This window comes from Bradyrhizobium sp. AZCC 1578 (assembly GCF_036924675.1).
Lineage (GTDB): Bacteria > Pseudomonadota > Alphaproteobacteria > Rhizobiales > Xanthobacteraceae > Bradyrhizobium.
Window position 1 is genome coordinate 7,044,726 of sequence record NZ_JAZHRZ010000001.1, and the last position, 15,637, is coordinate 7,060,362.

Sequence of the window (15,637 nt, forward strand, 5' to 3'; positions counted from 1 at the left end):
GTGATCTGGAAAAACGGGGGACGGCTTTCCGGCAAATCACGCGCAGCAAGAAGCAGTAATCGGGACATCAGACATGGCTGACATCGCAATCGCGCCACGACGCGCCAAGACGGAGATCCGCGAGGCCAGCGCGTGGGACCAGCTCAAGCACAACCGTAACTGGCTGGGTTTCTGGTTCATGGTGCCGGCGCTGGCCTTCCTGATCTTCTTTCTGGCCTATCCGCTTGGCCTCGGTATCTGGCTCTCATTCACGGATACACGTATCGGCCGGGTAGGGCAGTTTGTCGGGACCGAGAACTACGAATGGCTGTGGGATGACGCGATCTTCTGGCTTTCGGTATTCAACACGCTTCTCTACACGTTTATCGCGAGCGCCATCAAATTCGGAATAGGGCTCTATCTGGCCCTGCTGTTGAACGAGAACATGCCGTTCAAGGCGATGCTGCGCGCGTTGGTGCTGATTCCCTTCATCGTGCCGACAGTACTATCGGCGCTGGCATTCTGGTGGATCTTCGATTCTCAATTCTCGATCATCTCGTGGTCGTTGAAGCAGATGGGCCTGATCACCCAGAACATCAATTTCCTCGGCGACACGACCTGGGCCCGCATTTGCGTAATCTTCGCCAATATCTGGCGCGGCGTGCCGTTCGTCGCGATCACGCTGCTCGCCGGCCTGCAGACCGTGCAGCCGTCGCTCTATGAGGCCGCGACGCTCGATGGCGCGTCGCGCTGGCAGATGTTCCGCTTCATCACCTATCCGCTGTTGACGCCGATCATCGCCGTCGTGATGACGTTCTCGGTGCTGTTCACCTTCACCGACTTCCAGTTGATCTGGGCGATGACGCGGGGCGGCCCGGTCAATGCCACGCATCTGATGGCGACCCTGTCGTACCAGCGCGCGATCATCGCGGGTCAGTTGGGCGAGGGCGCGGCGATCTCGAGCGCGATGATCCCGTTCCTCCTCGCCGCCATCATGGTGTCTTGGTTCGGCCTGCAGCGCCGCAAGTGGCAGCAAGGGGAAAACAATGACTGATCTCCCCACCTCACGGATCGATCTCAAGGCCGTCCTGCATGGCTCGGCGCCAACGATCGCGAAGGACGATCACAGCGAAGGCATGAGCTATCTGCAGTCGGTGCCGCGCCGGCTGGTGACGCTCTATCTGCCGTTGTCGATCATCGTCATCGTGCTGCTGTTCCCGTTCTACTGGATGGGGCTGACGGCGATCAAACCGGACGAGCAGTTGCTCGATCTCGACAAGTACAACCCGTTCTGGACCTGGAATCCGACCTTCAAGCACTTTTACAAGCTCCTGTTCGAAAGCCACTATCCGATGTGGCTCTGGAACACGATGTATGTCGCGGTCTGCGCCACCATCCTGTCGATCATCGCGAGCGTGCTCGCGGCCTATGCCATCGTCCGGCTACGCTACAAGGGCGCCAATATGGTCGGCGGCCTGATCTTCCTGGCCTATCTGGTGCCGCCGTCGATCCTGTTCATTCCGCTGGCCACCGTCGTATTCCAGTACGGCCTGTTCGACTCGCCGATGGCGTTGATCCTGACCTATCCGACCATCCTGATCCCGTTCTCGACTTGGCTGCTGATGGGCTACTTCAAAACCATCCCGTTCGAGCTGGAGGAATGCGCGCTGATCGATGGTGCCAGCCGTTGGCAGATCCTGATCAAGATCGTGCTGCCGCTGGCGATTCCCGGACTGATCTCGGCGTTCATCTTCTGCTTCACGCTGTGTTGGAACGAGTTCATCTATGCGCTGACGTTCCTGCAATCGACCTCCAACAAGACGGTGCCGGTCGCAATCGTCAACGAATTCGTCGATGGCGACATCTATCGCTGGGGCTCGCTGATGGCGGGTGCGCTGGCGGGCTCCTTGCCGCTCGTCATCCTTTATGCCTTCTTCGTCGAGCACTATGTGTCGGCCATGACGGGAGCCGTGAAAGAGTGAGCGCGTAAGGTCCGCATCAAGAAATAGCAAAACTATCGCTGTCGTCCCTGCGAAAGCAGGGACCCCATAACAACCGGCGGCAATTGTTGAGACGAAGCCGTCAACCATGCCATCTTGATTGCATCGGCCGCGGCGTATGGGTCCCGGCTCAAGACCGGGACGACCAGGTATGAAGAGGGAGTAGGGGTCTTGCACATTTTGATTCTCGGCGCCGCCGGCATGGTGGGCCGCAAGCTGACCGAACGGTTGCTGCGCGACGGTCGCCTCGGCAAGCACGACATCACCCGAATGACGCTGCAGGACGTGGTGGCGCCCACCAAGCCCAACGCGTCGATCCCGATTCAAGTCGCGGCTTCCGATTTTGCCGATCCCGGCGCGGCGGAGCCGCTGATCGCCCACCGACCAGACGTGATCTTTCATCTCGCCGCGATCGTTTCCGGCGAGGCCGAGGCCGAATTCGACAAGGGCTACCGGATCAATCTCGACGGCACGCGATACCTGATCGATGCCATCCGCCACGCCGGCGGCGGCTACAAGCCGCGGCTGGTGTTCACGTCCTCGATCGCAGTGTTCGGCGCGCCTTTCTCGGAAAAGATCGGCGACGAATTCTTCCATACCCCGCTGACGAGCTACGGCACGCAGAAGTCGATCTGCGAACTCTTGATCAACGATTACACCCGCAAGGGCCTGCTCGACGGCATCTCGATCCGCCTGCCGACGATCTGCGTGCGGCCGGGCAAACCGAACAAGGCGGCCTCCGGCTTCTTCTCCAACATCATTCGCGAGCCGCTCGCCGGCGAGGAGGCCGTGTTGCCGGTCTCCGAAGACGTGCGGCACTGGCACGCCTCGCCGAAATCGGCGGTGGGCTTTCTGGTCCACGCCGGCACCATGGATCTCGACGCGATGGGGCCGCGGCGTAACCTCAGCATGCCCGGCATGTCGGTGACGGTCGGCGAACAGATCGCGGCACTCGACCGCGTTGCCGGCAAGAACGTCACCGCGCGCATCAAGCGCGTGCCCGATCCGACCATCATCAGTATCGTCTCTGGCTGGCCGCGGGATTTTTCCACCGACCGCGCGCTGAAGCTCGGCTTCACCACCGCGGAAAAGACGTTCGACGACATTATCCGGATCCATATCGAGGATGAACTCGGCGGCAAGTTCGCGGCCTGAGTTGATTGCACGCCAGTTCACGCGAATGCGGTCATGAGCAAGGTAGCCTGCATCGGCGAGTGTATGGTCGAGCTGAAACAGGCCGAAGGGGCTGAGGCTGGCCTGTATTCGCGCGGCTACGGCGGCGATACGCTCAATACCGCCGTCTATCTCGCGCGCCTCGGCGCCGGCGCCGACTACATCACCGCGCTCGGCGACGATAGCCTTAGCGATGAGATGATAGCAGGCTGGGCCGCGGAGGGTGTCGGGACGGAGCGCGTGGTTCGGCTGCCCGGCAAACTGCCGGGTCTCTACATGATCGAGACCGACGACAAGGGCGAACGCCGGTTCTTTCACTGGCGCGACAGCGCCGCCGCGCGCAGCCTGATGGATTTGCCGGAGACACCGGAGATCCTTGATGCGCTCGCTGGCTATGACGTGATCTATCTCTCGGCGATCACGCTGTCGCTATATGGTGCGGAGGGGCGGACGCGGCTGTTTGCGGCTCTCAACCGCGCGCGCGACAATGGGGCGCGTTTCGCTTTCGATACCAATTTCCGCGCCCGCGGCTGGCCCGATCTCGATGTTACGCGCGCCGTTTTTCAGGAGGCCTTTGCCACAGCCGATATCGTGCTGGCTTCCACGGAGGATTTGCTGCCGCTCTATCCGGGGGTGACCAACGAAGCCTTGCTGGCGCGGATTCCGGGCGCCGAGGTGGTATTGAAGCTTTCGGAGCCGGCGAGCATCGTGCGTCTGGAAGGCGTGCCTTATCCGATCAAGGCCAAGCCGGTGGAGGCGCCCGTCGTCGATACCACAGCGGCCGGCGACAGCTTCGCTGCGGCCTATGTGGCCGCGCGCCTCGTGGGCACGGATCCGCTTGAAGCTGCACGGGCCGGGCATCGTCTGGCCGGCGTTGTGGTATGTCATCCCGGCGCGATCATTCCGCGTGCGGAGATGCCGTCCGGCCTCATCCCGAACCATGTTCATTCTCGCAAGGCATCTCCATGACCGCAGCCGCACGGCAGGAACAACTCGCCGCGATCTTCAAGTCCGCGATCGTGATCCCGGTGCTCACCATCGAGCGGTTCGAGGACGCGGTGCCGCTGGCGCGCGCGCTGGTTGCGGGCGGGGTACGTGTGCTGGAAGTCACCTTGCGGACGCCGGTCGCCGCAGACGCCGCCAAGGCCATGATCGCCGAGGTGCCGGACGCCATCGTCGGTATCGGCACGATCCTGAACGCCGACGACTTGGCGCGGGCGCGCGCGCTCGGGGCCAAATTCGGTATCAGCCCGGGCGCGACGCCGGAGCTGTTGAAAGCCGCCGCCGCGAGCGACCTGCCATTTGCCCCGGGGATCGCGACCGCTTCCGAGCTGATGCGGGCGCTGGCGGCCGGCTTCGACATCGTTAAATTCTTCCCAGCGGAACAGTCCGGCGGTATCAAGGCACTTCGGGCGCTGGCCGGGCCGTTTCCGAATATCCGGATCTGCCCGACCGGCGGCATCGGAGAGGCCAATGTCGCAACCTGGCTGGCTGAGCCGAATGTGGTGGCGGTGGGCGGTTCCTGGCTTTGTCCGGCGGCGGAGATCCGGTCCGGGAACTGGGCCGGCATGACCGCCATGTGCGCGCGGACCATGAAATCGCTGAAACCGGCGTGAAGTCTGTTCCCCGATAGGCTACATAAGCCTTCAGAACCGAAATAGGGAGAACGACCATGACAGCCAGCATCGTCGGATGGGCGCACACGCCATTCGGCAAGTTCGACGCGGAAACCGTCGAGAGCCTCGTGGTCAAGGTTGCGACCGATGCGCTTGCCGACGCCGGCATAGCGGCCGAAGACGTCGACGAGATCGTGCTCGGGCATTTCAACGCGGGCTTCTCACCGCAGGATTTTACCGCCTCGCTGGTGCTGCAAGCCGACCCGAAACTGCGCTTCAAGCCGGCTACGCGGGTCGAAAATGCCTGCGCCACCGGCTCGGCGGCGGTGCACCAGGGTATCCGGGCGATCGCCTCGGGCGCCGCGAGGATCGTGCTGGTGGTCGGTGTCGAGCAGATGACGCGGACGCCGTCGGCCGATATCGGACGCTACCTCCTGAAGGCGTCCTATCTGCCCGAGGATGGCGACACCGTCGGCGGCTTTGCCGGCGTGTTCGGCAAGATCGCGCAAAGCTATTTCCAGAAGTATGGCGACCAGTCGGACGCACTGGCGATGATCGCGGCCAAGAACCACAAGAACGGCGTCGCCAACCCCTATGCGCAGATGCGCAAGGATTTTGGCTTCGAGTTCTGCCGCGCCGAGAGCGAGAAGAACCCCTATGTCGCCGGCCCCCTGAAGCGCACCGACTGCTCGCTGGTGTCGGACGGCGCGGCAGCGTTGGTGCTGACGGATTCCGAAACCGCCAAGACGATGGGCAAGGCGGTGAATTTCCGTGCCACCGCGCACGCGCAGGATTTTCTGCCGATGTCCAAACGCGACATCCTGCAGTTCGAAGGTTGCACGGTGGCCTGGCAGCGCGCGCTGGCGCAGGCCGGCGTTCAACTCTCGGATCTCTCTTTTGTCGAAACCCACGACTGCTTCACCGTCGCCGAACTGATCGAATACGAAGCGATGGGCCTGACGCCGCGCGGGCAGGGCGCCCGCGCGATTTTGGAGGGCTGGACCCAGAAAGACGGCAAGCTGCCGGTCAATCCGTCCGGCGGCCTGAAAGCCAAGGGCCACCCGATCGGCGCCACCGGTGTCTCCATGCACGTGATGAGTGCGATGCAGCTCGTCGGCCAGGCGCCCGAAGGCATGCAGCTCAATAATCCAAAACTTGCCGGCATCTTCAATATGGGCGGCGCGGCGGTGGCGAACTACGTCTCCGTGCTGGAGCCCGCGAAGTAACCGCGAACGTGCTATCATAGGGTGGGCAAAGGCGCGCTTGCGCCGTGCCCACCATGAGTGCCGAAAGGTGAGACTGGTGGGCACGCGGAGCCTGTCATCGGGCGCGCATTCGCGCGACCCGGTGGCTTTGCCCACCCTACAGTTTTCCGGAGCGTGCATTATGAGCAACGAAAGTTCGATGTCAGAGGCAGAACTGAACAACCGGATCAGGATTCTGGAAGACAACATCCGCCAGTTGATCGAACAGGCTGCCGCGGCCTCCGGCGAACGGAACGAAGCGCGCATCGCCGACCGGCTCAGTCAGCAGAATGAAGAGCTGGAACGGCTGACCCGGGAACGCGACGCCAGGTCGAAAAAGTAACCTCCAACCAGCACTACTTTCGTCGTCCCTGCGGACGCAGGGACCCATAACCACACTGGGAGGCTGGAGGCAACCTGTTACGGCGAAAGTAACTAAAGCTTTCCGCAATCACCGCCTACACGGCGTATGGGTCCCTGCGTTTCGCAGGGACGACATCCATTGTTGGTGTCCCGTGCATACGTCCATACGCCGGGCGCGCTTGATCTTCCCAATCCGCTGCCGTTACTTGGCCGGAACGACAATTCGGGAGCAGGCTGATCCATGGGACCATTGGCGGGCATCAAGGTCATCGACATGACGACCGTGCTGATGGGGCCCTATGCCACCCAGATGCTCGGCGATTACGGCGCCGACGTCATCAAGGTGGAATCGCTCGACGGCGACGTGACACGGCAGATCGGGCCGACCCGTCATCCCGGCATGGGGCCGGTGTTCCTCAACACCAACCGCAGCAAGCGCTCGATCTGCCTCGATTTGAAGAAGCCCGCCGGGCGTGACTCCGTGCTGCGGCTGATCAAATCCGCCGACGTGCTGGTTTACAATGTGCGCCCGCAGGCGATGGCGCGGCTGAACCTCGGCTACGACGTGGTCGCGAAAATCAATCCGCGCCTGATCTACGCCGGCGTGTTCGGCTTCGGCCAGGATGGGCCCTATGCAGCAAAACCCGCCTATGACGACCTGATCCAGGGCGCGACCGCACTGCCGGCGCTGATGGCGCAGACCGCCGACGGCGTGCCGCGCTATGTGCCCAATGCGCTGGTCGACCGTATCGTCGGGCTCACCGCGGTGGGCGCGATTTGCGCCAGTCTCGTCGATCGTAACCGGACCGGGCGCGGCCAGCGCGTCGATATTCCGATGTTCGAAACCATGGCCGGTTTCGTGATGGGCGACCACATGGGCGGGCTCACCTATGAGCCGCCGCTCGACAAGGGCGGCTATGCCCGGCACCTGTCGCCGGATCGCCGGCCTTACAAGACCTCCGACGGCTGTATCTGCGTCATCGTCTACAACGACAAGCAGTGGCAGAACTTCTTCGATGCCACCGGGCGCGACGACCTTCGCGTCCATCCGAAATTTGCGACCTTCGCCGGCCGCGCCGCCAATATCGACGCTGTCTATGCCGAGCTGGCGCGGATCCTCGAGACCAAAACCACCGCCGAATGGTCGGCTATCCTGGAGAAGGCCGACGTGCCGGTCATGCCGATGCATGATCTCGAGAGCCTGCTCGGCGATCCCCACATCGTGGCGACCGATTTCTTCCCGGTGGTCGATCATCCAACCGAGGGTCGCATCCGCAACATGAGGCCATCGGCACGATTTTCCGAAACGCCGGTCGAGACGAAGCGGCTGGCGCCGCGCCTCAGCGAGCACAGCGCCGAAATCCTCAGCGAAGCGGGGTTCTCGGCGGACGAAATTGCCGCTTTGGTGCGCGACGGTGTCACCAAGGCCGTGCCAAACACATAGGACGGACACATGGATTTCGCGCTATCCGCCAACCAGGAATCGATCCGCGACGCGGTCGGCAAAATCTGTTCGCGCTTCGACGATGCCTATTGGCTGAAGAAGGACAAGGAAGGCGGCTACCCCGCCGACTTCTACCGCGGGCTGGCGGATGCCGGCTGGCTCGGCATCTGTATCCCTGAGGAATATGGCGGGTCGGGGTTAGGCATCACTGACGCTGCAATCATGATGCGGACGATTGCGGAATCCGGGGCCGGCATGTCGGGTGCGTCCGCCGTGCACATGAACGTGTTCGGGCTCAATCCCGTCGTCGTGTTCGGTACCAAGGAGCAATGTACGCGCATGCTGCCGCCGATCATCGACGGCCGCGACAAGTCCTGCTTCGCGGTGACCGAGCCCAACACCGGGCTCAACACCACGCAGTTGAAAACCCGTGCGGTGCGCAAGGGCGACAAGTATGTCGTCAACGGCCAGAAGGTCTGGATTTCAACGGCACAAGTCGCCAACAAGATCCTGCTGCTGGCGCGCACCACGCCGCTGGAAGAGGTGAAGAACCCGACCCACGGTTTGAGCCTGTTCTATACGGATTTCGACAAGCAGCGCGTCACCGTGCACGAGATCGAGAAGATGGGCCGCAAGCCTGTCGATTCAAATGAACTGTTCTTCGAGAATTTTGAAATTCCGGTCGAGGACCGCCTCGGCGAAGAGGGCCGTGGCTTCGAATATATCCTGCACGGCATGAACCCCGAGCGCATCCTGATCGCGGCGGAAGCGGTGGGCCTGGGGCAGGTCGCGCTGTCGCGGGCCGCGGCCTATGCGAAGAACCGTATCGTGTTCAATCGTCCGATCGGCATGAACCAGGGCATCCAGCATCCCTTAGCGAAGAACTGGATGGAACTGGAGGCCGCGTGGCTGATGGTGCTCTCGGCCGGCTGGCAATACGACCAGGGCATGCAGTGCGGTCCGGCCGCCAACGCCGCGAAATATCTCGCCGCCGAAGCCGGCTTCCACGCCTGCGAGCAGGCGGTGATGACGCACGGCGGTTTCGGTTACGCCAAGGAATATCACGTCGAGCGCTATTTGCGGGAATCCCTGATCCCGCGCATCGCGCCGATCAGCCCGCAGCTCATTCTCAGTTTTATAGCCGAGAAGGTGCTGGGGCTGCCGAAGTCGTATTGAGGACGAGCATCATGCCGTCATTGCGAGGAGCTCGCGACAAAATTGCAGAGCAATTTTGCGCCGAAGCGACGAAGCAATCCATCCATCCCCGCACGGAGAGGTGGATTGCTTCGCTTCGCTCGCAATGACGATCTATGCATGCCGAGCGCGTTGCGTTCGAGCAGGGTGACAGGATGAGCTTCATCACCGGGGTCGGACTGACGTCCTATGGCAAGCACGAAGGCTCGTCCTCGCTCGATCTCATGAGCAAGGCGGCCGAGCTTGCCATTGCCGACGCCGGGCTGAAGCGATCCGAGATCGACGGCATTCTTTGTGGCTACTCGACAGTGTCGCCGCACATCATGCTCGCAACCGTGTTCGCCGAGCATTTTGGAATCCAGCCGTCCTACGCACATGCCGTGCAGGTCGGCGGCGCCACCGGCCTCGCCATGACCATGCTGGCGCACCATCTGGTCGATGCTGGTGTCGCAAGGCACATGCTTGTGGTCGGCGGCGAAAACCGTCTCACCGGCCAGAGCCGCGATGCCTCGATCCAGGCGCTGGCGCAGGTCGGCCACCCCAATTACGAGGTGCCGCTGGGGCCGACTATCCCCGCCTACTACGGCCTCGTCGCCTCGCGCTACATGCACGAATACGGCGTCACCGAGGAAGATCTCGCCGAGTTCGCGGTTCTGATGCGCGCCCACGCCCTGACCCATCCCGGTGCGCAGTTCCACGAGCCGATCACGGTCGAGGACGTGATGGCCTCAAAGCCGGTGGCGATGCCGCTGAAGCTTTTGGATTGCTGCCCTGTGTCGGATGGCGGCGCGGCGTTCGTCGTCAGCCGCGAGCGCACCGGCTCGACCGGCATTCGCGTGCGTGGCTGCGCGCAGGCGCATACCCATCAGCACGTCACGGCTATGCCCGCTCTAAGCGAACTCGGTGCCGAAATCGCTGTCGCCAAGGCCAAGGCCGCGTCCGGTCTCGCGATCTCGGACGTGCGTTACGCCGCGGTCTACGACAGCTTCACCATCACGCTGGCGATGCTGCTGGAGGATCTCGGCCTTGCCCGGCGCGGCGAGGCGGCCGCGCGGGTGCGGGCAGGGCATTTTGGCCGCAACGGCGCCATGCCGCTCAATACCCATGGCGGTCTCTTGAGCTACGGCCATTGCGGCGTCGGTGGCGCGATGGCGCATCTCGTCGAGACGCATCTGCAGATGACCGGGCGTGCCGGCCCCCGGCAGGTTCGCGATGCCTCGATCGCGCTGTTGCATGGCGATGGCGGCGTGCTGTCGTCACACGTCAGCATGTTCCTGGAGCGGGTGCGATGAGCGAAAAACTCGCCGACTGGACCAAGGGCGCCGAAGCCATCGCCTATCAATCCTGCGGCGCTTGCGGGAAGGCGCAGTATTTTCACCGCAGCTTCTGCGCCGCCTGTGGCGCACCTGATCCGGTCGAGAAGCGCGCCAGCGGGAGAGCGATGGTCTATGCGACGTCGCTGGTCTGCCGCGCCGCGACGCCGGAAACCCGCGCCCACGTTCCCTACAATATCGTGCTGGCCGATGCGGCCGAGGGCTTTCGCATGATGGCCCATGGCGCCAATGATCTTGCGATCGGCGACAAAGTTACGGCGAGCTATCGGCTGTTTGCGGGAAGGTTGGTCCCGTATTTCGAGAAAACGAGGTGACTGTCAGGCGCAATGCTCACGCAACGAAGCAACCCAGAATTACGCGGAACGGGTGAAAAATCTGAGTGCTTCGACGCGTCAACATTCAGTGCCAGTAGAACACAACGCTGGCGATGACGAGCATCGCTGTTACCGCCAGCATCTGCGCAAGCGCTTCCGAGGCCGCCTTCCTGGTGGCTTCCTTCATGCCTAACTCCCTAGACTTGGGCATGAGTCATCCTTGCCCGTGAAGGCCTGATGAGCTCAGTCTGGTTTTACTCGGAACACCCCGCGACGAGTATTCGCTCTTTTGAGTCCCCACTCAGCGAATATCGACAGTCCCGAGAATCGACCAGCATTGAGGCGGCAATTTGGCTCGCTCGCAGCCGGTTTGTGCACGAGAAAGGGAGTTTTTTGGAGCGTGTTTGACGGCTTGAGCGTAGGCCCCACCTGCGACCGCAACGTTTCGACGGTTGATCGGCTCCCTGCTGCAGTGCATGATCTCTCTGTCAGCAAATCAGAAAATCCAAAGCCCAAGGTGACGAATGGCCCGCATCGAATATAGCGATCCTGCCAAGCACAACGATCGCACCCGCGAACTGCTCGGCAAAAACCGCAATGCGAACATCTTCCGGATGATGGCGCACTCGCCGAGCTACCTCGAACAATACTGCCGGCTGGGCGGGGCCATCAGGCACAAGGGCGAACTGGACCCGATCGTGCGCGAGCTCGCCATCACCCGCACCGGCATCCTGTGCGAGGCGCCTTACGAGATCGTCGCCCATAAGCGAATTGGGAAGAACGTCGGCGTGACCGACGAGCAGAACGAGGCGCTGGAAAACTGGGAAGCGGCGACCTGCTTCAACGACGTGCAGCGCGCCGCGCTCGCCTTCACCGACGAGATCGTTAGGCGTCACAAGCCGACGGACGCAACTTTCAACGCGATTGCCGCCAAGCTGACGCCGGCCGCATTGGTCGAACTGCAGCTTTCGGTCGGCTTCTACATCATGACGTCGAAGTTTCTGGAAACCTTTGCCATCGACATGCAGCCGGTGACGGAAGTGGTGGGGTGAGCGGCGGCTGGGTCCGCGAACCGCTGATCTCAATTCGCAGGGCCGTATCGCCGTAGCGCCTCCAGCGTCAGTCCCTTGCCGACGGCGCCAAAGATGTCGCCTTCGACGACGCGGGCCGACGGCACGGCTTGGGTGATCGCCTTGTGGACATGGGCGAGTTTTACCGAGCCGCCGGTCAGGAACACGGAGTCGATGTCTTCAGCGGCCAGTCCCGCCTGAACGAAGCAGTTCCTGATGCGCGCCGCGATGCGGTCGGCCAACTGCCTGGTATGGCTGACGAGATCGGAGCGGCCGATGTTGGCACTGAGCCCGGGGACAACCCACTCCAGCGGAATGTCCGCCCGCCGCTTCTCGGACAGGGCGATCTTGGCATCCTCGATTTCCATTGCAAGCGTATGGCCGCGCTGCTCGTAGACCACGCGGATCAGCCGGTCGAGAAGTTCCGGCTCGGCCGCCTGCTGCCGTACCTGGCGGATATCGGCCATCACGCGCGGCTCATACATGCGGTTGATGTTCGACCAGGTGGCGAGGTCGTGAAAATAACTCGAGGGCACGTCGAGCCCGGCGCGCTTCATGGCGCTGCGGAATCCGAACAGCGGCATCACCACGCCGAGACTGAGCTGACGGTCGAAATCGGTGCCACCGATGCGGACGCCATCATTGGCGAGAATATCGGCTGTACGATCAGCGTTGCCGTGGCGTTCGGGACCCAGCCGCACGATCGAAAAGTCCGATGTGCCGCCGCCGATATCGGCGATCAATGCCAGTTCCTCGGAAGTGATTTGCCGCTCATAGTCCAGCGCCGCCGCGATCGGTTCGAATTGAAACGTGACCTCCTCGAAACCGATCCCCTGCGCAATCGATCGCAGGGTTTGTTCCGCTTTGCGATCGGCGTCTGGCGCATTATCGACGAAATGCACGGGACGGCCATGGACGACATGGCGCAGTTGGCGGCCCGTAGCCTGTTCCGCGCGACGTTTGACCGCGCCGAGGTAATAAGCAATCACATCGCGAAAGCTGACCCGCGCTCGGCCCAGCCGGGTGGTTTCCTCGATCAGCGAGGTGCCGAGCACGGATTTGAGGCTGCGCATCAGGCGGCCGGCCGTGCCTTCGACATAGGCTTCCATGGCCCTGCGGCCGATCAGAACGCCGCCATCCGCCTCATAGAAGATCGCGCTGGGAATCGTGCTGTGCGCCGCTTCCAGCGCCATCAGAACCGGCGCCCGGCCTTCCATGGTGCCGAGCGTCGTGTTCGACGTTCCGAAATCAAGACCGCAGATCGACATGGGAGCTCCGGGAGGGAGCGCCCGTTTACACATTACCAGGCCATCAATCCACCCCTATCTCGGCATGTTTCCCCTTGCGAATCCCGCGTGCCGTTGTTGATCGATGGGCCGATCCACAGATCAATTTCTTTCGTGCGGCGGGTTGAAAAATCGATCCGAGATGGTCCATAAGCGGCGTCCCCGCGGCCGGTCCTCCCGCCGCAATCGGCTTTGGAAAGAGGTCGCGTGGCAAATATCAATCGACAGATTGCGCAAGAGCTTGGCGTTCGCGAGGAGCAGATCGCGGCGACGGTCGAACTGCTGGACGGCGGCGCCACGGTGCCGTTCGTGGCGCGCTACCGCAAGGAAATCACCGGCGGGCTCGATGACGCGCAGTTGCGCACGCTGGAGGAGCGCCTGACTTACTTGCGCGAGCTCGAAGCGCGTCGGGTGGCGATCCTTGATTCGATCCGCGAGCAGGGCAAGCTCGATGCCGCGCTGGAAGCACAGATTATGGCGGCCGACACCAAGGGCCGCCTGGAAGATATCTACCTGCCCTTCAAGCCGAAGCGCCGCACCAAGGCCGAGATTGCCAAGGAAGCCGGACTCGAGCCGCTGTCCGAGCTGTTGCTGACCCAGCCGCAGAACGACCCAACGGTTGTAGCGGCGGGCTTCGTCGACGCCGAAAAGCAGGTGGCGGACGTCGCAGCCGCCCTCGAAGGCGCCCGCGCGATTCTGGTGGAGCGATTCGCCGAGGACGCCGACCTGATCGGACGGCTGCGCGAGGAGATGTGGACCAGCGCGCTGATGATCTCCACGGTGCGCAAGGGCAAGAAGCTCGAAGGCGAGAAGTTCAAGGACTATTTCGATTTCAACCAGTCGCTGCACAAGCTGCCGTCACACCGCATCCTTGCGCTGTTCCGCGGCGAGAAGGAAGAAATTCTGGAGCTGCAGATGCAGCCCGAGGCGAATGTGCCCGAGGCCGGCGTCCCCAGCGCCTATGAACTGAAGATCATGCAGCGCTTTGGCATCACCGATCAGAAGCGCCCAGGCGACCGCTGGCTGGTGGAGACCGCGCGCTGGGCGTGGCGGACCAAGATCCAGGTGCATCTCAATATCGACTTGCGGATGCGGCTATGGACTGCGGCCGAAACCGAGGGCGTGCGCGTGTTCGCCTCGAATTTGCGCGACCTGCTGCTGGCGGCACCCGCCGGTGCCCGCGTTACCATGGGGCTGGATCCCGGCTACCGCTCCGGCGTCAAGACCGCCATCGTCGATGCGACGGGGAAGGTGGTGGCGACCACGACGATCTATCCGCACGAGCCGCAGCGGCAATGGGATGCGGCACTGGCGACGCTCGGAAAACTCGCGGTCGCGCACCGCGTCGAGCTGATCGCGATCGGCAACGGCACCGCCTCGCGCGAGACAGACAAGTTGGCGACCGAGCTCGTCAAGCTGCTGCCGGATCTCAAGATGTCGAAGATCGTGGTGTCGGAGGCCGGCGCATCGGTCTACTCCGCCTCGGCCTTTGCATCGGAAGAGCTGCCGGAGCTCGACGTCACCTTGCGCGGCGCGGTGTCGATCGCGCGGCGCTTGCAGGACCCGCTTGCCGAACTCGTCAAGATCGATCCGAAGGCAATTGGCGTCGGGCAGTATCAGCACGACCTCGGCGAGGCCAAGCTGGCGCGTTCGCTCGATGCCGTGGTCGAAGATTGCGTCAACGCCGTCGGCGTCGATGCCAATACGGCTTCCGCGCCGCTGCTGGCGCGGGTGTCGGGCATCGGGGCAGGGCTCGCGCAAAGCATCGTGCAGCATCGCGACGCCAACGGGCCGTTCAAGTCGCGCAAGGAGCTCAAGGAAGTGCCACGGCTCGGACCCAAGGCGTTCGAGCAATGCGCCGGCTTCCTGCGCATCAACAATGGCGAAGACCCGCTGGATTCCTCCGGCGTGCATCCCGAAGCCTATCCAGTCGTGCGCCGGATTCTCGCCGCGACCAAGAGCGATATCAAGGCGCTGATCGGCAATGCCGATGTCGTGCGCCAGTTGAAGCCGCAGGCCTTTGTCGACGAAACCTTCGGTCTGCCGACGGTGACTGACATCCTGCGCGAATTGGAAAAGCCCGGCCGCGACCCGCGCCCGGCGTTCAAGGCCGCGGTGTTCAAGGAGGGGGTCGAGGAGATCAAGGATCTCAAGCGCGGCATGATCCTGGAAGGCACCGTGACCAACGTCGCGGCGTTCGGCGCTTTCGTCGATATCGGCGTCCACCAGGACGGGTTGGTGCACATCTCGGCGATGTCGAAAAATTTCATCAAGGACCCGCGTGAGGTGGTGAAGCCGGGCGACATCGTCAAGGTCAAGGTGCTGGAGGTCGAAGTTGGCCGCAAGCGCATCGCGCTGACGCTGCGGCTCGACGACGAAATCGGCGACAAGGGCCCCAAACTGTCGGACAGCAAGATGCGCGAGTATTCCAAGGCGTCGATGACGTCGTCGTCGCCGCGCAAGCCGCAGGAGCAGGGCGGCGCGCTCGCCGAAGCGCTGCGCCGCGCCGCCGAAAAGAACGGGCGGGGCAAAGCGGGGTAGGCACCGTGGCTTCATCCTTCGAGACGCATCGCGTCGCGATGCTCCTCAGGATGAGGTCTGGCAGTGTCGTATCCGGGAT

14 protein-coding genes are annotated in these 15,637 nt (G+C 62.9%); 13 read left to right on the forward strand and 1 reads right to left on the reverse strand.

Annotation, left to right across the window (positions count from 1 at the left end; translation table 11 throughout):
• Positions 1–73 precede the first annotated feature (73 nt).
• The 12 genes from V1290_RS33460 to V1290_RS33515 all read left to right on the forward strand — a co-directional run bounded on the left by V1290_RS33460 (position 74) and on the right by V1290_RS33515 (position 11,713).
• A complete protein-coding gene (locus tag V1290_RS33460) occupies positions 74–1,033 on the forward strand; it encodes a carbohydrate ABC transporter permease (protein ID WP_334368303.1) in 960 nt (319 codons plus the stop codon).
• The gene (locus V1290_RS33465) at positions 1,026–1,961 is read left to right on the forward strand and encodes a carbohydrate ABC transporter permease (protein ID WP_213249784.1); all 936 of its coding nucleotides are present in this window, start codon (positions 1,026–1,028) and stop codon (positions 1,959–1,961) included. The genes V1290_RS33460 and V1290_RS33465 overlap by 8 nt, the downstream gene beginning before the upstream one ends.
• A 189-nt stretch (positions 1,962–2,150) precedes the next feature.
• Complete coding sequence (gene denD, locus V1290_RS33470; protein WP_334368304.1) at positions 2,151–3,134, forward strand: D-erythronate dehydrogenase; 984 nt, start codon at positions 2,151–2,153, stop codon at positions 3,132–3,134.
• 33 nt (positions 3,135–3,167) lie between these two features.
• Positions 3,168–4,121 (forward strand): sugar kinase, encoded by a 954-nt coding sequence (locus V1290_RS33475; protein ID WP_334368305.1) that lies wholly within the window; start codon positions 3,168–3,170, stop codon positions 4,119–4,121.
• Positions 4,118–4,768, forward strand: coding sequence for a bifunctional 4-hydroxy-2-oxoglutarate aldolase/2-dehydro-3-deoxy-phosphogluconate aldolase (gene eda / locus V1290_RS33480; RefSeq protein WP_334368306.1), 651 nt, complete (start codon positions 4,118–4,120; stop codon positions 4,766–4,768). The genes V1290_RS33475 and eda overlap by 4 nt, the downstream gene beginning before the upstream one ends.
• Positions 4,769–4,824: 56 nt before the next feature.
• Positions 4,825–5,994, forward strand: a complete 1,170-nt coding sequence (locus V1290_RS33485; protein WP_334368307.1) for an acetyl-CoA acetyltransferase — start codon at positions 4,825–4,827, stop codon at positions 5,992–5,994.
• Positions 5,995–6,154: 160 nt separating this feature from the next.
• On the forward strand, positions 6,155–6,355 hold the full coding sequence (locus V1290_RS33490) for a hypothetical protein (RefSeq protein ID WP_065745194.1): 201 nt from the start codon (positions 6,155–6,157) through the stop codon (positions 6,353–6,355).
• Between the two features lie 261 nt (positions 6,356–6,616).
• Positions 6,617–7,819: a CaiB/BaiF CoA transferase family protein gene (locus V1290_RS33495; protein WP_334368308.1), complete on the forward strand. Its 1,203-nt coding sequence runs from the start codon at positions 6,617–6,619 to the stop codon at positions 7,817–7,819.
• A 9-nt stretch (positions 7,820–7,828) separates the two neighbouring features.
• Positions 7,829–8,995: an acyl-CoA dehydrogenase family protein gene (locus V1290_RS33500; protein ID WP_334368309.1), complete on the forward strand. Its 1,167-nt coding sequence runs from the start codon at positions 7,829–7,831 to the stop codon at positions 8,993–8,995.
• Between the two features lie 173 nt (positions 8,996–9,168).
• Positions 9,169–10,305 carry a thiolase family protein gene (locus V1290_RS33505; protein ID WP_334368310.1) on the forward strand — a complete coding sequence of 379 codons (1,137 nt, stop codon included), beginning with the start codon at positions 9,169–9,171 and terminating at the stop codon, positions 10,303–10,305.
• Positions 10,302–10,661: a Zn-ribbon domain-containing OB-fold protein gene (locus V1290_RS33510; protein WP_334368311.1), complete on the forward strand. Its 360-nt coding sequence runs from the start codon at positions 10,302–10,304 to the stop codon at positions 10,659–10,661. Before V1290_RS33505 ends, V1290_RS33510 begins: the two co-directional genes overlap by 4 nt.
• Positions 10,662–11,185: 524 nt before the next feature.
• On the forward strand, positions 11,186–11,713 hold the full coding sequence (locus tag V1290_RS33515) for a carboxymuconolactone decarboxylase family protein (RefSeq protein WP_213285960.1): 528 nt from the start codon (positions 11,186–11,188) through the stop codon (positions 11,711–11,713).
• A gap of 29 nt (positions 11,714–11,742) precedes the next feature.
• On the opposite strand, the gene V1290_RS33520 is transcribed toward V1290_RS33515, so the two are convergent.
• A complete protein-coding gene (locus tag V1290_RS33520) occupies positions 11,743–12,999 on the reverse strand; it encodes an Hsp70 family protein (RefSeq protein WP_334368312.1) in 1,257 nt (418 codons plus the stop codon).
• A 225-nt stretch (positions 13,000–13,224) separates the two neighbouring features.
• Here V1290_RS33520 and V1290_RS33525 point away from each other — a divergent pair, with 225 nt between their 5' ends.
• Positions 13,225–15,558 (forward strand): Tex family protein, encoded by a 2,334-nt coding sequence (locus tag V1290_RS33525; protein ID WP_334368313.1) that lies wholly within the window; start codon positions 13,225–13,227, stop codon positions 15,556–15,558.
• The last annotated feature ends 79 nt before the right edge of the window (positions 15,559–15,637 follow it).